This window comes from Enterococcus sp. ZQ21, from assembly GCF_030053755.1.
In the GTDB taxonomy this organism is placed as follows: Bacteria; Bacillota; Bacilli; order Lactobacillales; family Enterococcaceae; genus Enterococcus_B; species Enterococcus_B lactis.
In genome coordinates this window covers 1,652,933-1,678,590 of sequence record NZ_CP125658.1, presented here as the reverse complement: position 1 = coordinate 1,678,590, position 25,658 = coordinate 1,652,933, and the positions used below count along the sequence as shown (strand labels likewise).

Sequence of the window (25,658 nt, the reverse complement as noted above, 5' to 3'; positions counted from 1 at the left end):
GTATAATCATACTTGATTGAGAAGAAGGTATAAACTCAGATAGAAAAGGTGGGAGAAATTGAAAATATTTAGACGAATACTAATTGGCTTAGTCATTATTTTAGGATTACTTGGCGGAGGCGGTTATTACTATATACAGCAAAATACGTACGAACCATCGTCAGAAGCACAAAAGGTGGTAAAAGAAGGAAGAAACAAAGAAGATTACTTGTTTTTTGAAGGAGAGAAAAAGAATCAGGCAAAGTCTCCATTACTTATTTTTTATCCTGGTGCTCTCATAGAACCAGAAAGTTATAGTATTTGGGCGCAAGATTTAGCAAAAAACGGCTACTCAGTTGCTATTGTCAAAATGCCTCTTGATCTAGCAGTGATAGGTGGAAACAAAGCGGATAAGATCAAAGAAGATTTTCCAGATTCCGATTATGCGATCGGTGGTCACTCTTTAGGCGGTGTCATGGCAAGTCGATATGCGAATAAGAATCATTCAGACAGTCATTTAAAAGGGGTATTCTTCATGGCAAGCTATCCCGATAAAAAAGGAACATTGAAAGAATCAGCTGTCCCAGTTTTATCCATTACAGCAACTAAAGATAAAGTATTGAATCAGAAAGCTTATGAAGAAGCCAAGCAGTACTTACCAGAAAGAACAGAGTATGTATCAATCAACGGCGGGAACCATGGAGGTTTTGGTAGCTATGGTGAGCAAAAAGGAGATGGAGAAGCAGAAATTTCTAACGCAGATCAGCAAACTGTGATTGTCAATACATTGGAAAACTGGCTGAAAAAGTTGAAATAACCGAAATGGGACCTATAGGGTCTATGAAAAAAACAAGTCAAATAAATAGATAGTAAATATAACCTTCAAAATAAGTCGGGATTTCACAGAACGGGAGAAACAGATCCCGGCTTATCTTTAAGTTTAGAAAATCTAGTATCCATTTTTAAAGCTTAGTTTGACTTACATTTTATTTTCTAATAAAATCGCCCGGACTGGACACTTCTGATACGCTTTTCTTACATACGCTTCTTCTTCCGGCATGACGAACTGTTGATGAGCCTCTGGTTCTTGGGCAAATAAAACGATTCCTTCTTCATCATAATCGAAAATATCCGGCGCTTCGATTTGGCAAAGACCGCATGCAATACAGCGTTCAGGTACAAGTTTACATAGTAGTGACATTTCTAACCATCCTAACTTAAGGAGAATAATATGATTGTTTTTATTTTATCGCTATTTTCATCAAGAAACAAGCTGCGAGTCAGCTCTCTTTACCAGCTCCTTGTGGGAAAACGAACGACTTCAGTACTTATTTTCGGATTTACTCACGAACTTTTATTTGCTCATAACAGTTTTCCAGATTTGAAGCAAGACAAGTTTTATCAGATTATGCAAAAACTTGCACAGCAAGGATGGATCGAAATAAATGAAAATGAAGCAAAACTAACGTCTGCAGGAGCAGATAGGTTGTCTGAACTTCACACAGAATATACTGGTTTGCGTTTTGACCGATATGGACGAACTGGGGAAACTAGTTGGCGGCTCATCAAATTTGCTGTTCAAGTGATTTCTAATCTGGCATCTGGGAACCAAGATTATCTTCCAGCAGAGACAAGTCCTTTTTATACTTTCCAACTGAAAAAATGGCTTAGTGGAAGCAGATTGCCACGTGGAATTTTGATTGATAGCGCGTATGAAAGTTTAGCGCAGCTGTTTTCGGAGATACCAGAAGGAGCAGCCAATTTTTTAGCTAACCAATTCTCTGGAAATGATCGAACAGGACTTCTGCCGTATCAGCTAGCAAAAACCAATGATGAGGCAGCTGTTTATTTACAACAAAGCAGATGTATCCATCTTTTGCTCGCACAAATAGAAGAACGGCCAGATTCGCTATGGTATGTGTTGATTGATCCGTTATTACAGCAAAATTTCAATCAAAGCATGATGATCACCAAGCAGATGTTTATGAATGGTCAGACAATTGACCAGATCATGGCAATCCGTCATTTAAAAAAAGGGACGGTAACAGATCATCTTATTGAGTGGGCCTTGTTTTTTGATGATTTTCCATACGAGCGGGTTCTCTCTCAAGAAACGGTCGAACGATTGGAACCAAATAAGGATTCCGTGCGAGAGTGGCGCTTCAGCGAATGGAATGTAGATGGACAATTAGATTATGGAGAATTTCGTTTGTATCAAATCTATCTATTGAGAAAGGAAGCGATACAGAATGTTAATAAATGAATTAAAAAAATATTTTGGATTCGATTCATTTCGACCCGGCCAAGAAGAAATTATTCAGGCGTTGCTTGATGGAGAAGATACTCTCGCTATTTTGCCTACAGGAACGGGGAAAAGCCTGTGCTATCAATTAACAGGGTATTTAACGGATGGGATGGTTCTCATCGTGTCACCGCTACTTTCTCTCATGGAAGATCAAGTGACACAACTGCAAAAACGAGGGGAAAAACGAGTAGCTGCTTTCAATAGCTTGCTTTCGCGAGCTGAAAGAGGATACGTTCTCCGTCATCTGTCGCAATATAAATTTTTATTTTTGAGTCCGGAAATGTTGACTAACCCTTCTCTTTTAGAGCAGCTGAAAAAACAGGATATAGCGCTATATGTAGTGGATGAGGCACATTGTGTATCACAATGGGGAGTTGATTTTCGGCCAGAATATCAACAGTTAGGAAAAATCCGCGAGCATTTAGGAAACCCGGTCACATTGGCTCTAACCGCGACAGCGACAGATTTAGTAGCGAAAGATATACGTCAGGTGCTATTTGATCGACAGCCAAAAGAGGTTAGACAATCAGTCAATCGACAAAACATCTCGCTTTTTGTTCGAAAAACGCAGCAAAAAGAACAAGAACTTGAACAATTCATGGAAAGTGCACATGGTGCGGCAATTATTTATTGTGCAACAAAAAAAGAAGTCGAACGTTTGTATCATTTATTCAGGGAGCGTTTTTCAGTTGGATATTATCACGGTGGCCTTGACACAGCTCAAAGAAGACAGCTTCAGCAACAGTTTGTAAAAAATCAGCTGCAGTTTCTCATTGCTACGAACGCATTTGGTATGGGGATCGATAAATCTGATATTCGTTATGTGATCCATTACGATTTGCCAGACAGTCTGGAAAACTATGTACAAGAAATCGGTCGAGCAGGCAGAGATCAGGAAGAAAGTGCAGCAATCCTTTTATATCAAAGTGGAGATGAACGTATTCATTATTTCTTTAATCAACTTTCTAGAGAACAGAGACAAAGTTTTGAGCTTTATTTGGAATATGCAGCAGAGCAAGCGCCATTTGATGAGCTGCAAAAAAAATGGATGGAGTTGATCCAGCAGTCTGAAAAACCAGAAAATTGGGTGGAACGGCTCAAACGTCAGGAAAAAGAAAAAGAATTCCGCCTGCAGCAGATGCTTCGTTATATCCATGAAGAAGACTGCCGCAGAAAATTCATCTTGGCTTATTTTGGGGAAGAACTTTCCAAAAAGCCGCAGAATTGTTGTGATATTGATGGCGCAAAAGTAGAACTTCTACCAAAGAAAAAGGCTTTTTCTAAGACTGAACCGCTTCATTGGGAATCGATTTTACTAAATTTATTTAAAAAAAACATGGAACATTGATTTTTTAGGACAAGACACTTTTTCCTATGGTATAATACACACGATAGAGTTTAGGAGGTAAAACAGTGAGCAGAAAAGATAGACATCAATCTACAGAAAATAACGAAACACAAGAACCATGGGAACAACCAATCTATGATACAGAGGATGAGGTTTCATCAAGAAGTTCTCAGAGACAACAAAAGAAAGGAAATACATTATTTCTTTCGCTATTTTTGATTTTACTAGTCTTATGTATCGCTATTCCAGCAGGTGCTTATTTCTGGATCAGAAACGGATCAAGCAACAATGCAACAGCAGCATCTTCTTCTGAAACTTCGACATCAGTAGTAGAAAGTTCCACAAGTACAACAAAAGAGGAGTCAACTGAGACTTCAACAGTAGAATCTAGTACAATGGCGGAAGAATCTACTGTTTCTCAAGATACAGGGGTAACGTCAGAAAGCAGTATTGCAGCAGAGACAACACCTTCTTCTTCAAGTGACACAACTTATCAAGCAGGGGATTCAAGCAGCAATGCAGCAGAAACAACACCTTCTTCCTCAGCTGTAGCCGGTACGACAACGACTGTTCAAGCAGGCGAAGGTCCAAAACAAGTGGCTGAGCGTGCAGGAATCACCACTGACCAATTGTTTGAATTGAATGGCTTAGATCCAAACAACTTTATGCTTTACCCTGGTCAAGAATTAAGAATTAAATAATAATAGCCGCGCTTTGCGGCTTTTTTTTTGAGAAAAAGGAGTTATATCATGACACAAATCAGTATTGCGATCGACGGACCTGCTTCATCTGGAAAAAGCACCGTTGCCAAAATCTTAGCAAAAGAATTAAATTATATTTATACGGATACCGGTGCCATGTATCGCGCAGTGACTTATCTAGCTATTACGAATAATGTATCTTTTTCAGATGAGGAAGGACTAGTTTCACTGATCAAAAAGTATCCTATCTCTTTTTCACAACAAGAAGATGGGCAGCATGTATTCACAGCATCAAAAGACGTCACACAAGAAATCCGTCAGCCAGATGTCACAAAAGCTGTTTCAGAAGTCTCTGCTCATGGGAAAGTCAGAGAAGAACTAGTTGCTATCCAGCGGAAAATAGGCGAACGCGGTGGCGTTGTGATGGACGGAAGAGACATCGGGACAGCTGTATTGCCGAATGCAGAAGTAAAAATCTTTTTAGTAGCAAGCGTAAGTGAGCGTGCAGAAAGACGATTCAAAGAGAACCAAGAAAAGGGGATTCCGACTGATCTTGAAACACTAACAAAAGAGATACAGGCAAGAGACCATTATGATTCAACAAGGGAAGTTTCTCCGCTGCAGCAAGCAGAGGACGCTGTTCGTATCGATACTACCGGCAAATCCATTCCAGAAGTCGTTGCAGCGATAAAAGCCGTCGTTTTAGAAAAGGGATATCTTCTTTTTTAAATGAAGAAAAAAACTGAAAAACAATTGTTTTTTCAAGGAAAACGAACGAAATCGCTTTATTTTTTTTGAATAATCAATTAAACTAAAAACAGTACCGTACTTACGGCAGAATGTTGGTTAGGAGGACAAGTGTTATGACAGAATTTGATCAAAATCAAGAGAACAACCAGTCAATGGAAGACGCAATGAAAAGCGTCCAAGAAGTAAAAGTTGGCGATGTTGTTAAGGGCGAAGTTTTGGTTATCGAAGACAAACAAGTAATTGTCGGAATCGAAGGGGCCGGAGTTGAAGGCGTCGTTCCGGCAAAAGAATTATCAACTTTACCAGTAGAAGATATCAACGAAGTAGTGAAAGTCGGCGATGTATTAGACTTAGTCGTTATCAGTACGATTGGCAAAGATAAAGAAAACGGCAGCTATCTTCTTTCAAAACGCCGTTTAGATGCTAAAAAAGTTTGGGAAGACATTGAAAGAGATTTCCAAGACGGCAAGGTAATTGAAGCACCTGTTACAAATGTTGTCAAAGGCGGTTTAGTCGTTGACGTCGGTGTGCGTGGCTTTGTCCCTGCATCAATGGTGGAAGATCATTTTGTTGCGGATTTTTCAGATTATAAAGGCAAAACATTGAGCTTTAAAATCATTGAAATCGAACCATCAGAAAATCGTTTGATCTTATCGCACAAAGCGGTAGTTGAAAATGAAAGAGAAGAAAAGAAAAAAGAAATCCTTTCAACGATTCATGAGGGAGATGTTCTCAGCGGACGTGTCGCACGTCTTACTGATTTCGGGGCATTTGTCGACCTAGGCGGAATTGACGGTCTAGTCCATGTCTCAGAGATTTCTCATAGTCATGTAGCAAAACCAAGTGATGTGTTAGCTGTTAATGACGAAGTAAACGTCAAAGTGTTGTCTATCAACCCTGAACAAGAACGTGTTTCCTTGTCAATCAAAGATACACAGCCTGGACCTTGGTCAGAAATCGATACAAAAGCCCCAGTTGGAGCAGTATTGGACGGAACTGTTAAACGTCTAACAAGTTTCGGTGCCTTTGTTGAAGTATTCCCTGGAGTAGAAGGACTAGTCCATATCTCTCAAATCTCACATAAACATATCGCCACACCTCACGAAGTACTTCATGAAGGCGACGAAGTGAAAGTGAAAGTACTGGAGATCCATCCAGAAGAACATCGTATTGCATTGAGCATCAAAGCTTTAGAAGAAAAACCAGCTTCAGAAGAAGAACCAAAAAATGTGGAGTCTTATGAATTACCAGAAGAAAATACTGGATTCACTATGGGAGACATTTTAGGGGATGCGTTGAAAGAAGAAGTAGAAGAAAAAGCAACCGATGATTCTGAAAAATAATTGATTTTGTATCTGTGACTGAGATGAAAGCAGCTGCTTTTGTCTCAGTTTTTCTTTTGAAAAGCGGTGAGTATTTCATTAAGGAATAAAAATACTTCGTTTAATTGACAATCTATGCTTGAAAGTTGGCATTGCATTCGTTAAACTAAGTGAGATTGGAAACTTGTGAGGAGGAAATAATATGGCAAATCCAACAATTGCAATCGTTGGCCGCCCGAACGTCGGTAAGTCTACGATTTTTAACCGCATCGCTGGTGAGCGTATCTCGATTGTCGAAGATACTCCTGGAGTAACTCGTGATCGTATTTATGCAAAAGGCGAATGGTTAGGTCGAGAATTTAGCGTGATCGACACAGGCGGAATTGATCTTGGTGATGAACCTTTTATGGATCAGATCAAACATCAAGCAGAAATCGCGATTGAAGAAGCAGATGTGATCATCTGTGTCGTCAGCGGACGCGAAGGCGTGACAGACGCAGATGAGATGGTTGCGAAAATTTTATACAGAAGTAATAAACCAGTGATTTTAGCAGTCAATAAAGTAGATAATCCGGAAATGAGAAATGATATCTATGAATTTTATTCTTTAGGACTAGGCGATCCTTATCCTGTTTCAGGAAGCCACGGACTAGGAATTGGCGATATTTTAGATGAAGCAGTGAAGTATTTCTCTGAAGAGACTGAAGAAGAGGATGACGACACAATCAAGTTTAGTTTGATTGGTCGCCCAAATGTTGGTAAATCTTCTTTGATCAACGCGATTTTAGGAGAAGAACGTGTGATTGTTTCGGATATTGAAGGAACGACAAGGGATGCAATCGATACTCACTTTGTTTCTGAAAGTGGACAGAAATTCTTGATGATCGATACAGCCGGCATGCGTAAACGCGGAAAAGTATATGAAAATACTGAGAAATACAGCGTGATGCGTGCGATGCGTGCGATCGACCGTTCTGACATCGTTTTGATGGTACTGAACGCGGAAGAAGGGATTCGAGAACAAGACAAGCGAGTAGCGGGTTACGCTCATGAAGCTGGTCGTGGTGTCATTATCGTTGTGAATAAATGGGATCTTGTGAAGAAAGAAACCAATACGATGCGTGATTTCGAACAAGAAATCCGTGATGAATTCCGATATTTAGATTACGCACCGATCGTCTTTGTTTCTGCAGTGACTAAACAACGGTTGGAACGTCTTCCTGAAATGATCGAACAAGTAAGTATGAACCAGAATCTTCGTATCTCTTCTGCTGTTTTGAATGATATCATTATGGATGCTGTAGCCATCAATCCAACACCGACAGATAAAGGAAAACGGCTGAAGATTTTTTATGCCACACAAGTTGCTGTCAAACCGCCTACATTTGTTGTTTTTGTCAATGAAGAGGAATTGATGCACTTTTCTTATGAGCGTTTCTTAGAAAATCAAATCAGAAAAGCATTTACTTTTGAAGGGACATCCATTCGAATCATCCCTCGTAGAAGAAAATAGGCATTTTACCATATCAACGTTTTTTTTTCAAAAGAAAAAGACAGTTTTGTTTGTTACGTTTCTATGACTAAAAAAAGCATATGAAAATTGGTAAAAACCTTGCTATTAAGCGGTTCATATGATATCGTGATAACAGAATATTGAAGTTAATCAATATTTCTTTTTAAACTTCTGGACCACTCAGAAAGTTTTAACTAAATGATATTTCTATCATATCTCTTGTGGAGGAGGTGAATCTATCCATGGCAAACAAAGCAGAATTAATCGAAAAAGTTGCTTCAGCTACTGATTTAACTAAAAAAGATGCAACTGCAGCAGTAGATGCTGTATTTTCAACTATTCAAGATGCTTTAGCTAACGGCGAAAAAGTTCAATTAATCGGTTTTGGTAACTTTGAAGTTCGCGAACGCGCAGCTCGCAAAGGTCGCAACCCACAAACTGGTGAAGAAATCGAAATTCCAGCTAGCAAAGTACCTGCATTCAAACCAGGTAAAGCATTAAAAGACGCTGTTAAATAAGACAGTAAAAAAGCGCTTGTGGCTCTAGGGCTACAAGTGCTTTTCTTTTTATTTCCTAGCAGAAAAAGTCAATTAAGAGACAAAGATTTCGAATCCGCATGTCATACATAAAAAAACACGTGTATTTTATTTAATTTTTATTTATTTCCAAGTTAAGAGGTGGACTTTGCCCTTATCTTTTCTAGATTTTGCTTACTAATGGTAAAATAAAAATAAGAAGAGGAGGGATGCGCATGGAACTTGATTATCAAGTAGAAGAAGCATTGACGAAAGTGTTCTACGGAGAAACGCTTGTCAATCAACTAAGAGCACTTTCAATCGATCAACCCATCTTGTTTTTAACAAATCAGCGTTATTATGATTTGTTTGCAGATAAGATTAACCCATTATTTGCAAATCAGGCAAATAATGACTGGTACATTTGTGCCAATACTCAATGCAATCATTTAACAGAATTGAAGAATTTGCTTGATTTCACCAAACGCTATCCCGAAAATCAATCCATGTTTGTTATCGGATTTGGAAATGAAGGGATCATGGATCTGGCAGGTTTTTTTCAAAAACATACAATCCTTGATTCATCACTTTGGCTGATTCCTGTGTCGATCCGTTCGCTGAGCCGAGCATTAACTCCACAGCGAACGATTTTGCAGCTACCGAATCGTGTCGTGCTGCAAACCATCAACATGCCAGAACGCATCGTTTATGATCAAACGATCAGCGAGCGGCAAGTGGACGGAAAACAGATTGACTTTTTGACTTTTATCTGTTGCGGAATGATTTGTGATCACCGTTTTTTACAAAATTTGTATAAAAACTATCCAAATAAAAAGCAATTAACGACCCGGCCATTTGCCGGGATGATCGAAGAAATGATTTATTTTTATCAATTAGAGGCAGAAAATCTGTCAAATTATGGTAAACTGTTTGAACAAGCTTTTTATCTGACTGAAAATGGGCACTTGCTTTCTGCTAGTATGAAAAAATTTTTAGGGATGATGTTTCATTTCGTGTGGAATCTCCAAGCCTATCCTTTTGATTTCCAACTAAAAAATTTTTTTGTATGGCTAGACTTGCTTGGCTATCCTATCCAATGGTTAGAACAGATTTCAAAGATGGAGTATTTGGAAAAAGTCCTTTTCTTGGCAGGAAAAAGCAAAAAAATACTTGTTTTAGAAAAAATAGGTATAATAGACGGATACCAACGACCAAACGAAAAAGAATTGTTGAGAACAATGACGGTATTTCAACAAATCGTCAGCGAGATAAGAGGGAATTGAAATGAATACAAATAGCGAAAAAATGTTGCAAGCTTTATCAGATGAAGATCTGGCACAAGCACAACTCTTTTTAGAAAAAGCATTAAAAGAAGATCCAGCAGATATATTAGCTGAACTAGGGGAAGAATTGCTAGCTATTGGCTTTTTGATCGAAGCAAAACAGATTTTTGAACAATTAATCAACCAATATCCAGAAAATGACGGACTAAACATCCCCCTAGCAGAAATTGCAATCGAAGACAATGAGATTGACCTAGCTTTTGAATACTTGGAAAAAGTGGATAAGGAAAGTGATTACTATCCGCAAAGCTTATTGGCGATAGCTGATTTGTACCAAGTCATCGGGATTCCTGAAGTAAGTGAAGCAAAATTGAAAGAAGCGGCAGGGTTGCTACCGGATGAACCGTTGATCCAGTTTGCACTAGCTGAATTGTATTTTTCAGTCGATCGTTTCAAAGAGGCAGCAGTGATTTATGAAACATTGTTGGCAAGTGGGATAAACGAGATGTCAGGAATCTCGATGCAAGAACGTTTAGGGCAATCCTTAAGCATGCAAGGTGAATTTGAAGCAGCTATCGCACCTTTAGAAGAAGCATTGAAAGAAGAAAAGACAGATGATCGACTGTTTCAGCTAGCCTTTACGAATCTCCAATTAAAAGAAAATCAGCAGGCAATCAACTATCTGGAAGAACTTCGAGAAGTCAATCCGCATTATCAATCGTTATATCTATATCTAGGACAAGCTCTTCAAGAAGAAGAAATGGTTGAAGAAGCGCAAACAGTGTTAGAAGAAGGAATCAAAGAAAATCCTTACCAAGTTGAACTTTATCATCTAGCCTCTGAAAATGCTTTTCGTCTCCACGACAAACAGCGAGCAGAGGAACTCTTGCTGAAAGCTTTAGAAGTAGGAGACAAACAAGATGAAACATTACTTACTTTAAGCAATCTTTACTTGGATGATGAAAGATATGAAGATGTGATACAAGTGATCAATCAGATGGAAGAAACTGCTAATCCGTATGCAGAATGGAATCTAGCGCATGCTTATAATGAATTAGAAGACTTCACAGTTGCAGCTGTACACTATGAACAAGCTTATCATGAACTATCTCATGAACCAGATTTCTTGAAAGAATATGCCTTTTTCTTAAGAGAAGAAGGACAGCTAAAAAGAGCGCAAGAATTATTGACTCATTATTTAAAACTTGAACCAGGAGATATGGAGGCACTGTCATTATTAGATGATCTAACAGAGAGGTGAGAAAAATGCTAATTGATGTACGGGAAAAGAAGAATTTTTTAACGTGGATGGTCAATCATGTATCTTTTAGCCGAAGAGAAGTTTTTTGGGTCTTGAATTATCTTGCCAATCATGAAGCGATTTTAAGTAATGTCCACTTTGTAGAAGGGGCAAATTTTGCGGATCGAGGTCTGCAAATCAGTGATCTATCTGTTGAAGGGGAACCAATGAAATTGTTTTTGCAGGGAAAAGAATTTACGGATACAGATCAGATTTTTCATGAGATCCGATTGAATTGGAAGAAACCCTTATATGTGGAATGTCTATTTGAGAATGCTTGGCAGACAAGAGAATATCTATCGATCTTAGAAGATAATCCATTTTCTTCTTGGGATGCTTCTGTCAGTGAAGAAGATACTGAATTGATCGAGCGATATTTTCAAGAAAAAGAAGAAGCAGCAAAACTAAATATGCTTTATGCTCAAATCGATCAAGCGCTAGAAGATGGAGACAGGGATGCATTTTTGAAATTGTCTGATGAAGTCAACCGAAAAATCCTTTTGCAGACGCAAAAGAAAAATAATCGAGTAAGTGAACATAATAATTAGCTAAAAATGAATCATACCAAAAAAGACAAGGGGCAGCTGGATTTGGAATCTTTCCTCACAGCTACCCCTTGTCTTTTTTATCGTTTTTTCAGTAATCTTGTTTGTGGCTTCAAATAGGTAAACCCTTGCCCTTCAACTTCATGCACATTAATGATCGACAGAAAAGCTTTTTCGTCAATCTCGTGGACAATTCTCTTGGCTTCCGTTAATTCACTAGAACTAACGACCATGTAGATGATCTTTTTTGAATTTCCAGAGAATGCGCCTTCGCCAGAGAGGAAGGTGACACCTCTTTGCAGACCGGTCATCAGCAGCGGTGCAATTTCTTCGCTTTTGTTAGAGACGACAAGCAGACCTTTTGCAGAATACCCACCATCCAAGATTGAATCAATTACGCGACTGAAAACATAGGAAACGATCAATGTATACATCATGCGTTTCAAGTCGATATAGGTTAAGGAAGCAAGCAAGACGATGATATCGAATGCCAATAGAGAACGCCCCATGGAGATGCCGTAATTTTGTTCTAAAATCCGAGCGATAATATCGCTTCCGCCTGTTGTTCCACCCATCCGATAGACGATCCCGCTTCCTACCCCTGCAACCAAACCCGCAAGTAGAGAAACGATCAGTAGATCATGCTGTAAATTGATTTCTAGCGGAACCCGTTGCCAGATCCATAAAAAGAATGACAAAGAGAGTGTACCTAGAACAGTGTAGGCTAAAGAACGTTTTCCGAGGATCTTTCCCCCTAGTAAAATCAACGGGATATTGATTAATAAAGTCGTATAAGCTGGATCAATTCCGAATAAAGCTCTCAAGATCAAGGTGATCCCTGAGACGCCCCCTTCTGCTAAGTGATTAGCGATGTTCAAATAAACAAGTCCAAATGCGTAAATACTCGTTCCTATAATAATAAAAAGTACTTCTTTTACTGTTTTCCGTGTGGCCATATGAATCCCAGCTTTCAATTATGTATTTTCACAGAATCTCTATTTAGAAAATCCTTCCTAAATGTAGCATGGAAATTCGATTTTCTCAATTGCTCTTATCTAGGATTTGCGTTAAAGTTTTGGTAAGATAGTTTTGGAGGGAAAAAGATGGATGAAAAACGTTCTTTATACAGTATGCAGCAGGAAGTAGATGGATATATCCAACAATTCAAGGTCGGGTATTTCTCTCCATTAGCTCAGCTGGCTCGATTAACGGAAGAAGTAGGTGAATTGGCCAGAGAAGTCAACCACACTTATGGAGAAAAAAGCAAAAAAGCTTCGGAACCAGATAACTCGGTAGCAGAAGAACTTGGAGATGTTTTATTCGTTACGATGATCATGGCTAATTCATTGAATATCGACTTAACTGATGTTTTTGAAAAAAATATGGAAAAATTCAATCACAGAGACCATAACCGCTTTGAACGGAAGGATAAGTAAAAAAGATGAAGTGGGTTGTGCTTTGAAGCCGCTAAAACGGACGTATCAATCAGGCATCATGCAACTGAGTACTTATCTCAGTACAAGAAACACACAGGAAAGGTTGGAAAAATGAAATTAAAACAATTACCTCTGGAATACCAAAAGGCAATTCCAGTTCTGAAAAAATTAGAAAATGCAGGATATGAAGCTTATTTTGTAGGTGGAAGTGTTCGTGATATCTTGCTGAACCAGCCGATCCATGATGTGGATATCGCAACAAGCGCATTTCCAGAAGAAATCAAACAGCTTTTTCCAAAAACGATAGATATCGGGATCGAACACGGGACTGTATTGGTATTAGAAAACGATGAACAATATGAAATCACCACATTTCGGACGGAATCAACTTATCAGGACTACCGCAGACCAGATCATGTAGAATTCGTTCGTTCGTTGGAAGAAGACTTAAAACGAAGAGATTTCACAATCAATGCCTTTGCTTTGAAAGAAGACGGCGAAATCATCGATTTGTTCGATGGTCTGCAAGATTTAGAAGAACAAATCTTGCGAGCTGTAGGCAATCCTCATGAGCGGTTCCATGAAGATGCCTTGCGAATGATGCGCGGGTTGCGTTTTGTCAGTCAATTAGGATTCAAATTAGAGGAAGAAACCTTCTACGCCATCAAAGAAAACCACGAGCTATTAAGCAAAATATCTGTAGAACGTATAAATGTGGAATTCATCAAGATGCTTTTGGGAAATGAACGGTCTGCAGGAATCCATGCATTCATTGAAACAGAATGTTATATTTGCTGCCCTGGTTTGAGAGAAGAAGGTGAAGCACTTTTACGTTTTGCTGAATTACCTTCCGTTCCATTGAAAGAAGAGAGTCAAGCATGGACATTATTAATCAGTCAACTGGATCTAAAAGAAAATGAAATCCGCTCCTTTTTGAAATCGTGGAAGTGTTCCAATCAAATGATCAAGGATGTCCAAGCACTTGTTCAAGGACTGCGTCAACGAGAAACTGGAGTTTTAGAACCGTTTGAATTATACTTCTTAGGCAAAGAGCATGCATTGCAAGTAGAAGAATTGATGACTTATTTTGATGAAACACCACAGATGGATGTCGTAGAAGAATCCTATGATCGTTTACCTATCAAGTCATTAAGCGAATTAGCTGTAGATGGTAAAATCTTGCTGGAAGAAAGTGGAAAAAAACCTGGCAAGTGGGTTAGTGAAGCTTTGCAATCAGCTGAAAAAGCTGTCGTAGAACAAAGAATAGAAAATGATAAAAAACAGGTTTTGGATTTTTTATCGAAAGAAAAATTGATTTAAAAAACGCTAGACTGTATCTGCTCAGCTTGGCTAGCTACTTAAACTGGGCAGATACGTCATTAGAAGAAAAAACATAAAATGTGACCACTTACATAAATTTGTGCTAAACTGAGGAAGTACAAGAATAAATTACATCATAAAGGAGTCTTTTTAATGAGTAAAGAAATGACAGCGCTAAAATTTTATTTTAGAAATGGAGAAACATGGACGATTAACCGCCGCCACATCGGCGATCTTTGGATCAAACAAATCACAACAAGTTTTGGACGGATCAACGGCAGTGAATTTGTTGAAATCCATCCATGTGCCGGATTTAAAATCGAAATCTTCCATGAAGGGGACGCAGTTGCGACACATGATATCAACTTAGGTGGACTGGAAATGGGCATGTTTAATCGTGCATTGAAATACGAAGATATCGAACGAATGGAAATCCTTTATCGCAATGGAACACCTGATCTTGTATACTTCCCATATCTAGATAAAGGAACAGAAGGATTAGACAACCAATACCAATCTACAAAAATCAGCGAAAAAACAGGTAACTTGTACATCGTAATCAACCCAGACCAACGTGTAGAAGATGTATACGGAGAATTTTTCGAATAAATTGATTTTACGCAAAAATGAGGTTGTGAAAGAGACATTCAGCCTTGAGCGATGATGAAAACTCTAACAAAAAAATTGCGACGAGTAACCGCAGGAGCGATAAGAAGTGATGTTGAAAAATAGCTTCTCATATTTTACAAAATCGTGCCTTATGGCTGATAGGCTGTCTCTAGAACACCATTTATTCAGAATAAGGGGCTGTGACAAGATTTTTGTCACAGTCTTTTTTTTGTTATGACAAAGGAACAAGGAGGATATGATAAAAAAACGAATATTATTTTTGTTAGAAACTTTTATCTTTCTTAAGTTTTACTTGATATCTGAGACTATTTGGAATAGAATGAGGCGTTGAAAAATTTATGGAAATTTCTAACTAGCAATAAACGATGAAACAATGAAATATTTTTCATTCAAAGAGAACTTTGCTATAATGATGGAAGTTTGTGTATAGGAGATCTAGAAAATGAGAGAAAGTTTTGAACAACAAAAAAAACTGTTGCATGATCGCTATGGCGCCCTTTCGATGGATGACCGCCGTCAAATACTTTGTAAATTGCGTAAAAGAAATATATTGATGTATCGTCAGTTGGAACGTCTGAAACATGATCTGCTTCGTTTGGAGTCAAAACGTGTACAGTGTGAATTAGAGGGAAATCAAACACAAGTTGAAGTAGTTGAAACCAAAATTTTAAAGAAAAAAGAACAATTTTTAAAAATGCTTACACAAAATAAAAAATAAAGGGGATGGACGATGGAATTTGCTGAGTTAGTTATTGTATTTGCAGTAACGATCACCTTATCGAACATAGCTAGCCGCATTTTGCCAATGATCCCAGCTCCACTGATCCAAATTTTCCTTGGAGTGGTATTAGGTCTGACAGAGTGGGGACAATCAGTTGATTTTGAACCTGAATTGTTCTTGGTTATGATCATTGCACCATTGTTATTTAGAGAAGGAGAAAAAGCAGATATTTCTTCGATTCTCAAAAATTTCGGGACGATCCTGTTCTTGGCATTTGGCGGAGTCATTTTGACCCTTGTCGGCGTAGGTGCGACGTTGTCATTCCTGTTGCCAAGTGTCCCTCTTGCTGCCTGCTTTGCTTTTGGAGCAGCGTTAGGTCCGACAGATGCGGTAGCAGTCAGTTCGCTTTCTGGACGGGTGAATATCCCTAAAAAAGCAATGCATATTTTAGAAGGAGAAGGCCTGTTGAATGACGCATCTGGTGTTACTGCCTTCCAGTTTGCTCTTGGTGCGCTGATCACCGGTTCTTTTTCCGCAGTAAATGCTGGGATGAGTTTAGTGGTCTCCAGTATTGGTGGAGCTTTGATCGGTTTTTTGCTTGTCTGGTTCAAACAAAAAATAATCCATTTGATTGAAAAAGCATCGGCACAAGATGTCACAGGGTATCTGCTGATCGAACTTTTGCTTCCTTTTCTAGCCTATGTATTGGCAGAGGCATTTGATGTATCTGGGATCATTGCTGCAGTAGCAGCAGGTATTCTCCAAGCTTCTGGTTTTAGGAGAATCACCGTGTTTGATGCAGAGTTATCGAGTTTGTCCCACAGTACATGGACAACTATTGCTTTTACACTGAATGCATTAGTGTTTATATTCTTAGGAATCGAACTGACACAAGTATTCTCGCCGGTATGGGGCGACGGTTTATATCCAAACGGTCTTTTGTTAGCAATTATCGTATTGATCTCTATTATGCTTTTTGTGATTAGATTCATTTCCATCAGTCTTTTTTATGTATTCAAAGATGGCAGTAAAAAGTTCAAAAAACAGTTGAACGAGATCTTGATTTTGACATTTGGCGGTGTAAAGGGAACAGTCAGTTTGGCTACGATCTTTATTTTGCCCTTTTCGATCAATAATATGATGTTTTACCAGCGATCTTTACTTTTGTTTCTGACGGCCGGTGTCATCTTAGTGACTTTGGTCATAGGGATCATTGTCTTGCCTATGCTGACGGAAACAGAGGAAGCGAAAAGTACGGATTTGAATGCTTTGATGATCTTAGAAGAGGTCGTTGAAGTTTTGCGAAAAGAAATAAAGGAAATTGATCGTGATACAAAAGAATTTTTAGCCACTGAAGCAGTGATAGAAAATTACCAGGAACGGATACGTGATCTGTACTTGGAAGATTTAACCGATGATGAAAAGCAAGAAGTACAAGAAATACAAGCGCTGATTTTGTCGATCGAACGCGACGGATTAGATGAAAGTTATCGCTCGGGTAAACTTTCTTCTAATGGTTATCGCTTTTATTCCCGTTTTCTTTCCCGGTTCGAACATTCGATCACCAGTCAATTTTTATCTTTTATCGGCTTTTGGTTCATTGTTGTCCGTAGGTTGATGCGAATCGTTCTCCACCCCAAAATGTTTTGGCAAAGAAGGTATGCGGATCGTCAGACATTTATTAGTGATGAAGATATCCAAGAAATCAGGGAGACATATCAAAAAAATACCCAATTGATTATTGAAAGTTTAGATAACTTGACTGATATTTATGATGAAACGATGCTTCAATTTTTTATCCAGCAACGCAAACTTGAGGGAATAAAAATGAGCTCGGGGAATTTGATTTCTTCGTGGATGATCCAGCAAGATAGCCTGTTTACGAAAAAAATGCTGAGAGGTTATTATCTTGAAAGAAAAATCATTGATGAATACGAAGTTGCTGAGAAAATCACGACGTTTTCTGCGAATAGCTACCGTAGGAATATCAATTTGTTAGAATCTTATACGATGAACAAACCGTCAGATAACTTTTCTTTCCGATTTGCGTTTCGAGCAAAGTCAAAAAAATCGAGCGCAACGAAATAAAAAAATAGATTTTCAAGAACGATAAAAACAAAACATGTCAGAACAGGATCGGATCGGTCCTGTTCTTTTTTTGGAACACAAAAAGAACAAATTCGAAAAAAATTTTCCTGAAGTTCACTATTTTTATGATACAATATCCAAGATAAGGAGGGAACACGTTGAAAGAATTAAAAGTAACTGACCTCAAAAAAACTTATGGTGAAAAAGATTTGTTTGACCAGATTTCTTTTTTGATCCACGAAAAAGACCGTATCGGGTTGATTGGGACGAACGGGACGGGTAAAACAAGTCTCTTAAATATTATTGCTGGTATCGATAGCGGCGATGGCGATCGGCAAACAGTGTTTTATCCAACTGATTACCGTATAGGTTATCTTTCTCAAGCAGCTGAATTTTCTGATGAACTAACTGTTCTCCAAGCAGTCTTTCAGGGAAACAGTCCCTTGATCCAAACTGTTCGAGCATATGAGGAAGCATTGATCGAACTAGGGGAAAATGGAGAAGACCCTAATGTGCAAAAACGTTATGCTAAAGCAGAAGAACAAATGAATAAAGAAGATGCTTGGACCACAGATACCAATGCGAAGATTATTTTGCAAAAATTAGGAATCAGTGAATTAGATAAAAAAATAAATACGCTATCGGGTGGACAGAAAAAACGAGTTAGTTTAGCTCAAGTGCTGATTGATGAACCCGATTTACTATTACTAGACGAGCCAACAAACCATTTGGATTATCAAGCGATCGAGTGGTTGGAAAACTATTTGAAACAATACCGTGGCGCCCTATTGATGGTTACCCACGATCGGTATTTTCTAGATAGAGTAGCAAACCGGATCTTCGAACTTTCATTTGGGAAATTATACGAGTACAAAGGAAATTATGAAGCTTACGTCTTAGAAAAAGCAGAACGTGATCGTGTAGAAGTAGAACAAGAAGAAAAGCGCAAGCGGCTTTATAAGCAAGAACTAGCATGGATGAGGGCAGGAGTGCAGGCTCGCGGTACCAAGCAGCAAGCACGAATCAACCGTTTCGAAGATCTAAAGGAGAATTTATATCAAGTAAACCAAGAAGATGACTTAGAATTGAATCTAGCGACACAACGTTTAGGAAAAAAAGTACTGGAAATCAAAGATGGCAGTTACCGTATAAATGACCAAACACTGCTAGAACATTTAGATTTGCTGATCCAATCTCGGGAAAGGCTAGGAATTACTGGTAAAAATGGGGCAGGGAAATCGACATTGCTTAATATTCTAGCTGGCAGAATTCCTCTGGATAGCGGTACAATTTCTATCGGTGAAACGGTTCGGCTTGCGTATTATACACAAGAAAATGAAGAAATGGCACCAGATAAACGGATGATTGCTTACTTGCAAGAAGCTGCTGAAGAAGCAAAAACGGCTGATGGCAGTCAAATCGGGGTAGCAGAATTACTTGAACGATTTTTATTTCCGAGATTTATGCATGGGACACTGATTGGCAAACTTTCAGGCGGAGAAAAACGGCGATTGTTTTTGTTGAAACTGCTGATCCAACAACCCAATGTGTTATTATTGGATGAACCGACCAATGATTTGGACATAGCAACATTGACGATTTTGGAAGACTATTTCAGAAGTTTCCCAGGTGCTGTGATCACTGTTTCCCATGACCGTTATTTCTTGGATAAGGTAGCAGATAAGCTATTGGTATTCCAAGGAAACGGAAAACAAGAACTTTATTATGGAAACATGTCCAGTTATTTGCTGAAGCAAAAAGAACTCCAGCAGCCTGCTGAAAAAGTGAAGCCAAAAACACAGAGCAAGGAACCTGCTGGAAAGAAAAAATTATCTTATATGGAGCAAAAAGAATGGGAAACGATTGAAGAGGATATTGCAGAACTTGAAGAAAAAATCTCATTGCTCCAAGAAGAGATGAATCATCAAGGTGATGATTTCACTCGGTTACAGGAATTGCAAAACGACGTATCTGAGACAGAAGCACAACTTGAAGAAAAAATGGCACGTTGGGAATATTTGAGTGAATGGGCAGAAGATTAGGAGGAAAAGGGATGGAACAAGCGTATCTTGACTTAGGAAGAAAATTGTTGGAAGAAGGACATCGTAAAGAAGACAGAACGGGAACGGGTACGTTAAGTTTATTCGGGTACCAAATGCGGTTTGATCTGCAAAAAGGGTTTCCTTTGTTAACAACGAAACGAGTACCTTTTGGCTTGATCAAAAGCGAACTGCTTTGGTTTTTAAAAGGAGATACGAACATCCGCTATCTATTACAAAATAAAAACCATATTTGGGATGAGTGGGCATTTGAACGCTATATCAAAAGTACAGATTATAACGGACCAGATATGACTGATTTTGGACATAGAAGTTTGGCAGATCCTGAATTCAATGAAGAATACAAAAAGCAGAGCAAACTTTTTTGCGAAAAGATCCTAACAGATGATTCCTTTGCTGAGAAATACGGTGATCTTGGTCACATCTACGGTTATCAATGGCGGCATTGGGAGACAAAAGACGGCGGTTTTATCGATCAAATCAAAGAAGTGATTGAAGCAATCAAAAAGACACCTGATTCTAGAAGATTGATTGTCTCTGCATGGAATCCAGAAGATGTTCCTAGCATGGCTTTGCCTCCTTGCCATACGATGTTTCAATTTTATGTGCAAGAGGGACGGTTAAGCTGCCAATTGTATCAACGTAGCGGGGATGTCTTTCTAGGTGTTCCGTTCAATATTGCAAGTTATGCGTTGCTGACTCACTTGATTGCACATGAAACAGGTTTAGAGGTGGGAGAATTTGTTCATACATTAGGAGATGCTCATCTTTATATCAACCATATCGAACAAATGAAAGAACAATTAAGCCGAGAAGTACGCGCATTTCCAACTTTAGCTTTGAATCAGGAAAAGCAGTCAGTATTTGATTTTGAGATGGAAGATATCCAGTTAGAAGGATATGACCCACATCCAACGATCAAAGCGCCTATCGCTGTTTAAAATCAGAAAGGATGAGAAAATGTTAGCTGCAATTTGGGCACAGGACGAAAACGGATTGATTGGAAAAGAAGACCGTCTTCCTTGGCGTTTGCCAAATGATCTGAAATTCTTTAAACAAATGACAGAAGCAAATACATTAGTGATGGGACGTAAAACTTTCGAAGGGATGGGCAGCCGTCCGTTGCCGAATCGTCAAACGATTGTTTTGACTAGAGATCCTTCCTATACAGCAGAAGGCGTGCATGTTATGCATAGTGTAGAAGAAGTGCTTGCCTTGGAAAAAGAAACAGACGGTATTTTTTTCATCGCTGGAGGTTCAGCTGTTTATCAAGAATTTCTACCATTTTGTACGATATTATACCGGACAGTCATCCATCATGTATTTGATGGAGATGCTTATTTTCCACCTGTTGACTGGTCTGATTGGTCATTGATCAATACGAGTCAAGGAGAAATAGATGAAAAAAATCGTTACCCGCATCAATTTGAAACCTATCAGCGTAATGAGAATCCTTTAAAAAAAGGGACAGGCGAATAGACGATAAAAAAAACTATTGATGGAACAGCTTTTATTAGAGCTGACCCATCAATAGCTTTTTTATTAAGTAAAGAATAAAACAGAGAAGTACATAAAACCTGCACCTAACATAACAAACAAATGCCAAACAACATGCATATAGCGGATAGAATTCAAACTATAAAAGAATGCGCCTATCGTGTAAGAAAGGCCGCCTGCCACCATCAAAATAACACCAGTCATTCCAAGAGAATGATAAAGAGGAACAGCAGCCACGACACAGAGCCACCCCATAAAAATATAGATGATCGTAGATACTTTTGATACTCTCTCGCGTTTATGCAACGTCAACGCTTTATATATAATGCCAAGAATCGCAAACAACCAGATCAATACAAATAAAGTCCAACCTAGCCATCCTCGGATACTCAGCAAACAAAAAGGAGTATAACTTCCTGCAATCAAAAGAAAAATCGAACTATGATCGAATACTTGGAACACCTTTTTTGCTTTTGTAAAAATCAATGAATGAAACAACGTAGACGTTAAAAATAAAAGAATCATCATCGATCCATAGATAGCATAAGAGACAATATGGAGAGAGGAATGCAAGTGGGCACCCTTTATCAAAAGAATCACTAGTCCTGCGATACTCAATCCAGTCCCAATTCCATGGGTGATTGCATTAAACACTTCATTTAATATTTCATACGTTCGATTAAATTTCGTTTTTTCCATGAAAACGGCTCCTTTACTAGGTGTAATTAATGAAAAATCATTATTTGTCTGTTATACTAAAAATAGAAATTGTCTTACATGTAGTTTAACATGAATAAGGCATCTTGTTAAAGAAAGAGAGAGAAAATAATGACAAACGTAAAAATCGTAACAGATTCTTCATGTACGATGGAAAAAAACATACGCGACGCTTTAGGCATTCGTGTCATGCCGCTATCCATCATGATCGATGGAACAGTATATCCGGATGATGACCAATTAGACGGTGAAAGATTTATGGAAATGATGGCGAAAGCAAAAAATCTGCCAAAAACCAGCCAACCACCGATTGGAGAATTCATCTCAATGTATGATGAGTTAGGAGAAGACGGCAGTGAAGTGATTTCGATCCACATGACAAAAGGCTTGAGTGGAACAGTAGAAGCAGCAAGACAAGCTAGTAATTTAACAAAAACGAAAGTAACGGTTATCGACAGTGATACCACTGACCAAGGATTATCGTTTCAGGTAATTCGAGCAGCTGAATTAGCAAAAGAAGGTAAATCAGTAGAGGAAATCCTTGAAGAAGTCAAAAAAGTACAAGATCATACAAAATTATACATCGGAATTTCCACACTAGACAACTTGGTAAAAGGTGGAAGAATTAGCCGAACGACTGGTTTACTGTCTAGTGTTTTGAACATACGCGTGGTGATGAATTTCGCCCACTCTGAATTGATTCCTGTAACGAAGGGGCGAGGAAAGAAAACGTTTGACAAATGGTTCAATAATTTGAAAAACGAACTGAAAGAATTGCCAAATGTGCGGCAAATCGGCATCTCACATGCGGATGCAAAAGAATTGGCACAAGAATTCAAAGAAGGTCTGCAAGAATTGTTTCCTGATATGCATATCCCTGTACTGCATACGAATCCGGTTATTGCTACGCATACTGGGAAAGACGCGTTTGCAATCATGTATTACGTAGACTAGTCAAAAAGAGGATAAGCCCTCAGCCTGCAAGGCTTTTAGCTTATTCTCTTTTTCTTTGTAAAAATAGGAAAATAATTATTTTCTTTTTTCATAAAGACTACCTTTTTGATAAAATTTTTGATAACATTAGACCAATCGAATACAAGAGGTGAAAAGATGAAATTAACGAAACGACATTTGATCCTCGTTTTGTTCCCATTATTAATTGCGATCATCATCTATGCAGGTCTAGCTGCTTCCATACCGAAAGCTGGCCCTCTAATGAAACCAGTAACTACTGTGAGAGAAGATCCAAATAAAAAAGAAAAACTTCACTACATAGCTATCGGAGATTCGCTGACTGAAGGAGTAGGAGATCAAACCAAACAAGGAGGCTTCGTTCCCCTTGTCGCAAATGATCTAAAAGACCGTTATAATTTGACTGCGGTTGAAACAGAAAATTATGGTGTAAATGGTGAACGAAGTGACCAGATCTTAAAGCGAGTAAAAACAAAAGAAGAAATTCGAAACAATATCAAAACAGCTGATTTTATCACGCTGACTGTTGGCGGAAATGATTTGATGAAAGTTATCCAAAATAATTTGTTCGGGTTAACGGTCAATTCCTTTAAAAAACCGCTGAAAAACTATCAGGAAAATGTCACAGAACTATTGGAAGAATTTCGATCCCTCAATAAAACCGCGCCAATTTATATTTTAGGCATCTACAATCCATTTTATTTGAACTTTCCTGAAATCACTGACATGCAGACCATCGTTAATAATTGGAACAAAGGAACAGAAACGGTAACGAAAAAAATGCCGAACTGCTACTTTATCCCAATCAACGATTTGCTTTATCAAGGATTGAATCAGGAAGTAGGTGTCACGGAAGAAGGCACAGATCAAACAACTAGCACGACAGAAAATCTAAATGGTATCAAAAACAATGTGCTTTACGAAGAAGATCATTTCCATCCGAATAATTTAGGTTATCAATTGATGGCAAATGCAGTGAGAGATCAGCTGATCGAGACACAAAACCAATGGCTAGAGAAGGAGGACGATCAATAAATATGAAAACAAGATCTGGAGCAACTTCAAACAAAGCAAAGAAAACGAATTACTGGAAAGTCGCCTTTCTTATCCTTCTTGGGGTAGTACTCGGTTCGACAGTATTTTTAGGTAGCCGTATTTTTGCTAATCGGGAACCAGAACTCCCAGAAATACCTGCCCTCACGGAAAGGCAAGGCGATCCTGTCCTCACGATCAATTCAAATAAAGAAAAAGTCAATCAAATCATTAGTTTTTTCCTTAGTGAGTATCAAAAAGATAGTGATATCGAATATAAATTCTATTTGGAAAATGAAGCACTGCTCAATGGTACTTTCGAAGTATTAGGTTTTCCTATCAATTTCTATTTATATTTTGATCCTTATGTGATGGAAAATGGAAATGTCCAACTAAAAGCTAGAAGTCTTTCTATTGGAACATTAAGTTTGCCAATCAAAGATGTGATGAATATGATCAAGAGAAACTATAAATTGCCAGATTGGATCGAAGTTAATACAGATGATTTGACTATCATGCTTAGATTGGATCAATTCCGAATGCAAAACGGGATGTATATTAAAGCAGATAAAATCGACTTAGTAAATGATGACATCCGATTTAGTCTATATTTGCCAAAAGATACCTCTGATGCTTCAAACAACTCAAATACAAACAAAACTAGCAACAGCAGTACTGAAAGCAAAACAAAAGAGAACAATAAAACATCAAATGAGTAGTATTAGAGGAGGAATAATAATGGAACGAGCAATATTTGCAGGAGGCTGCTTCTGGTGTATGATCCAACCTTTCGATACGCTTCCTGGTATTCATACAGTGATGTCAGGATATACTGGAGGACACGTACCAGATCCAACTTATGAACAAGTAAAAAGCCAAACGACTGGACATACGGAAGCAGTGGAGATTATCTATGATCCAACATTGATTTCATATGAACAGTTAGTAGAACTTTACTGGCAGCAAACGGATCCGACTGATGCTTTTGGACAATTTGAGGATCGCGGCGACAATTACCGTCCGGTCATCTTTTATTTGACAGAAGAACAACGGATCATTGCTGAAAAAAGTAAGAAACAGCTAGCTGAAAGTGGACGTTTCGAACAGCCAATCGTTACGAAAATCGAACCAGCCCAACCATTTTATCTAGCAGAAGAAGACCATCAAGAGTATTATAAAAAGCATCCTGAAAATTTTAAAAGAAACCATGCACGCCGGGCTGCCTTTATTGAAGAAAATTGGAGGAACGAAGGGTGAATCGAAGCTTTTTTCACTATTTAATGACACTGCGAGGCGGTGGTGTACACGATACTTTATCTATTTTTGCTACAGAAGCCGGTAAAGATATCCAATTCCCTAAGCACAGCTCTAGCTACGAAGAAATTTCTAGTTATCTAGAATTGAATGTCGACTATTTGCCATCCATGGATATTTTTGACGAAGCCTGGGAAAAATATTTAGAGAACAATCATGACTTATAAAAATTGGCTTTCCATTTATGATCCAAGCGCTTTTTGTCCAACAGTTTGATAGAAAGAATTATTTTTATTTCAGCTATCTAGTCGCATTTTTTTGCTATTTTTCTTATAATAAAGAAAGAATGAAAAAACAAGGGATGGATTGA

At 38.3% G+C, this 25,658-nt stretch carries 27 protein-coding genes; 24 read left to right on the top strand and 3 right to left on the bottom strand.

Features of this window, described 5'->3' with window-relative positions:
- Positions 1-58 precede the first annotated feature (58 nt).
- The gene (locus QK255_RS08110) at positions 59-796 is read left to right on the top strand and encodes an alpha/beta hydrolase (protein WP_283341523.1); all 738 of its coding nucleotides are present in this window, start codon (positions 59-61) and stop codon (positions 794-796) included.
- A gap of 162 nt (positions 797-958) precedes the next feature.
- Here QK255_RS08110 and QK255_RS08105 read toward each other — a convergent pair whose 3' ends face one another.
- On the bottom strand, positions 959-1,180 hold the full coding sequence (locus QK255_RS08105; RefSeq protein WP_002290171.1) for a ferredoxin: 222 nt from the start codon (positions 1,178-1,180) through the stop codon (positions 959-961).
- 30 nt (positions 1,181-1,210) lie between these two features.
- On the opposite strand from QK255_RS08105, the gene QK255_RS08100 reads away from it, so the two are divergent.
- The 10 genes from QK255_RS08100 to QK255_RS08055 all read left to right on the top strand — a co-directional run bounded on the left by QK255_RS08100 (position 1,211) and on the right by QK255_RS08055 (position 11,564).
- Positions 1,211-2,242 carry a helix-turn-helix domain-containing protein gene (locus QK255_RS08100; RefSeq protein WP_002290172.1) on the top strand — a complete coding sequence of 344 codons (1,032 nt, stop codon included), beginning with the start codon at positions 1,211-1,213 and terminating at the stop codon, positions 2,240-2,242.
- Positions 2,229-3,632, top strand: coding sequence for a RecQ family ATP-dependent DNA helicase (locus tag QK255_RS08095; RefSeq protein ID WP_002290173.1), 1,404 nt, complete (start codon positions 2,229-2,231; stop codon positions 3,630-3,632). The genes QK255_RS08100 and QK255_RS08095 overlap by 14 nt, the downstream gene beginning before the upstream one ends.
- 65 nt (positions 3,633-3,697) lie before the next feature.
- Positions 3,698-4,333, top strand: a complete 636-nt coding sequence (locus tag QK255_RS08090; RefSeq protein WP_002290174.1) for an SAG1386/EF1546 family surface-associated protein — start codon at positions 3,698-3,700, stop codon at positions 4,331-4,333.
- Positions 4,334-4,381: 48 nt separating this feature from the next.
- Positions 4,382-5,062 (top strand): (d)CMP kinase, encoded by a 681-nt coding sequence (cmk, locus tag QK255_RS08085; RefSeq protein ID WP_002290175.1) that lies wholly within the window; start codon positions 4,382-4,384, stop codon positions 5,060-5,062.
- A 134-nt stretch (positions 5,063-5,196) separates the two neighbouring features.
- Complete coding sequence (gene rpsA, locus QK255_RS08080; RefSeq protein WP_002290176.1) at positions 5,197-6,426, top strand: 30S ribosomal protein S1; 1,230 nt, start codon at positions 5,197-5,199, stop codon at positions 6,424-6,426.
- A gap of 181 nt (positions 6,427-6,607) precedes the next feature.
- On the top strand, positions 6,608-7,918 hold the full coding sequence (gene der / locus QK255_RS08075; protein WP_002290177.1) for a ribosome biogenesis GTPase Der: 1,311 nt from the start codon (positions 6,608-6,610) through the stop codon (positions 7,916-7,918).
- A gap of 242 nt (positions 7,919-8,160) precedes the next feature.
- A complete protein-coding gene (gene hbs / locus QK255_RS08070) occupies positions 8,161-8,436 on the top strand; it encodes a non-specific DNA-binding protein Hbs (RefSeq protein ID WP_002290178.1) in 276 nt (91 codons plus the stop codon).
- 233 nt (positions 8,437-8,669) lie between these two features.
- Positions 8,670-9,716 carry a hypothetical protein gene (locus tag QK255_RS08065; protein WP_002329100.1) on the top strand — a complete coding sequence of 349 codons (1,047 nt, stop codon included), beginning with the start codon at positions 8,670-8,672 and terminating at the stop codon, positions 9,714-9,716.
- A 1-nt stretch (position 9,717) separates the two neighbouring features.
- Positions 9,718-10,977 carry a tetratricopeptide repeat protein gene (locus tag QK255_RS08060; RefSeq protein ID WP_002290180.1) on the top strand — a complete coding sequence of 420 codons (1,260 nt, stop codon included), beginning with the start codon at positions 9,718-9,720 and terminating at the stop codon, positions 10,975-10,977.
- A 5-nt stretch (positions 10,978-10,982) separates the two neighbouring features.
- Positions 10,983-11,564, top strand: a complete 582-nt coding sequence (locus tag QK255_RS08055) for a ReoY family proteolytic degradation factor (RefSeq protein ID WP_002290182.1) — start codon at positions 10,983-10,985, stop codon at positions 11,562-11,564.
- Between the two features lie 77 nt (positions 11,565-11,641).
- Here QK255_RS08055 and QK255_RS08050 read toward each other — a convergent pair whose 3' ends face one another.
- Entirely contained in the window at positions 11,642-12,517 is an 876-nt protein-coding gene (locus QK255_RS08050) for a YitT family protein (protein WP_002290183.1), read from the bottom strand.
- A 147-nt stretch (positions 12,518-12,664) separates the two neighbouring features.
- Between QK255_RS08050 and QK255_RS08045 the strand changes: the two genes are divergently transcribed.
- From QK255_RS08045 to QK255_RS08010, 8 genes are all read left to right on the top strand, one after another.
- Positions 12,665-12,997 carry a nucleotide pyrophosphohydrolase gene (locus QK255_RS08045; RefSeq protein ID WP_002290184.1) on the top strand — a complete coding sequence of 111 codons (333 nt, stop codon included), beginning with the start codon at positions 12,665-12,667 and terminating at the stop codon, positions 12,995-12,997.
- Between the two features lie 111 nt (positions 12,998-13,108).
- Positions 13,109-14,317 carry a CCA tRNA nucleotidyltransferase gene (locus tag QK255_RS08040; RefSeq protein WP_002290186.1) on the top strand — a complete coding sequence of 403 codons (1,209 nt, stop codon included), beginning with the start codon at positions 13,109-13,111 and terminating at the stop codon, positions 14,315-14,317.
- Positions 14,318-14,470: 153 nt separating this feature from the next.
- The gene (locus QK255_RS08035; RefSeq protein ID WP_002290187.1) at positions 14,471-14,926 is read left to right on the top strand and encodes a hypothetical protein; all 456 of its coding nucleotides are present in this window, start codon (positions 14,471-14,473) and stop codon (positions 14,924-14,926) included.
- Between the two features lie 463 nt (positions 14,927-15,389).
- Positions 15,390-15,665, top strand: a complete 276-nt coding sequence (locus tag QK255_RS08030; RefSeq protein ID WP_002290188.1) for a hypothetical protein — start codon at positions 15,390-15,392, stop codon at positions 15,663-15,665.
- Between the two features lie 12 nt (positions 15,666-15,677).
- Positions 15,678-17,756: a cation:proton antiporter gene (locus QK255_RS08025; RefSeq protein WP_002290189.1), complete on the top strand. Its 2,079-nt coding sequence runs from the start codon at positions 15,678-15,680 to the stop codon at positions 17,754-17,756.
- Between the two features lie 158 nt (positions 17,757-17,914).
- Positions 17,915-19,798, top strand: a complete 1,884-nt coding sequence (locus QK255_RS08020; protein ID WP_002290190.1) for an ABC-F family ATP-binding cassette domain-containing protein — start codon at positions 17,915-17,917, stop codon at positions 19,796-19,798.
- A gap of 11 nt (positions 19,799-19,809) precedes the next feature.
- Positions 19,810-20,757 (top strand): thymidylate synthase, encoded by a 948-nt coding sequence (locus QK255_RS08015; protein WP_002290192.1) that lies wholly within the window; start codon positions 19,810-19,812, stop codon positions 20,755-20,757.
- Between the two features lie 19 nt (positions 20,758-20,776).
- On the top strand, positions 20,777-21,295 hold the full coding sequence (locus tag QK255_RS08010; RefSeq protein WP_002290193.1) for a dihydrofolate reductase: 519 nt from the start codon (positions 20,777-20,779) through the stop codon (positions 21,293-21,295).
- Between the two features lie 63 nt (positions 21,296-21,358).
- Here QK255_RS08010 and trhA read toward each other — a convergent pair whose 3' ends face one another.
- A complete protein-coding gene (gene trhA, locus QK255_RS08005) occupies positions 21,359-22,012 on the bottom strand; it encodes a PAQR family membrane homeostasis protein TrhA (protein ID WP_002290194.1) in 654 nt (217 codons plus the stop codon).
- A gap of 129 nt (positions 22,013-22,141) precedes the next feature.
- On the opposite strand from trhA, the gene QK255_RS08000 reads away from it, so the two are divergent.
- The 5 genes from QK255_RS08000 (at position 22,142) to QK255_RS07980 (ending at position 25,515) form a co-directional block, all read left to right on the top strand.
- Entirely contained in the window at positions 22,142-22,984 is an 843-nt protein-coding gene (locus tag QK255_RS08000; protein WP_002290196.1) for a DegV family protein, read from the top strand.
- Between the two features lie 156 nt (positions 22,985-23,140).
- The gene (locus tag QK255_RS07995; RefSeq protein ID WP_002288395.1) at positions 23,141-24,037 is read left to right on the top strand and encodes an SGNH/GDSL hydrolase family protein; all 897 of its coding nucleotides are present in this window, start codon (positions 23,141-23,143) and stop codon (positions 24,035-24,037) included.
- A gap of 2 nt (positions 24,038-24,039) precedes the next feature.
- Entirely contained in the window at positions 24,040-24,753 is a 714-nt protein-coding gene (locus QK255_RS07990; protein WP_002290198.1) for a YpmS family protein, read from the top strand.
- A 19-nt stretch (positions 24,754-24,772) separates the two neighbouring features.
- Positions 24,773-25,291 carry a peptide-methionine (S)-S-oxide reductase MsrA gene (gene msrA / locus QK255_RS07985; protein ID WP_002288397.1) on the top strand — a complete coding sequence of 173 codons (519 nt, stop codon included), beginning with the start codon at positions 24,773-24,775 and terminating at the stop codon, positions 25,289-25,291.
- Positions 25,288-25,515, top strand: coding sequence for a YozE family protein (locus QK255_RS07980; RefSeq protein ID WP_002290200.1), 228 nt, complete (start codon positions 25,288-25,290; stop codon positions 25,513-25,515). Before msrA ends, QK255_RS07980 begins: the two co-directional genes overlap by 4 nt.
- Positions 25,516-25,658 lie beyond the last annotated feature (143 nt).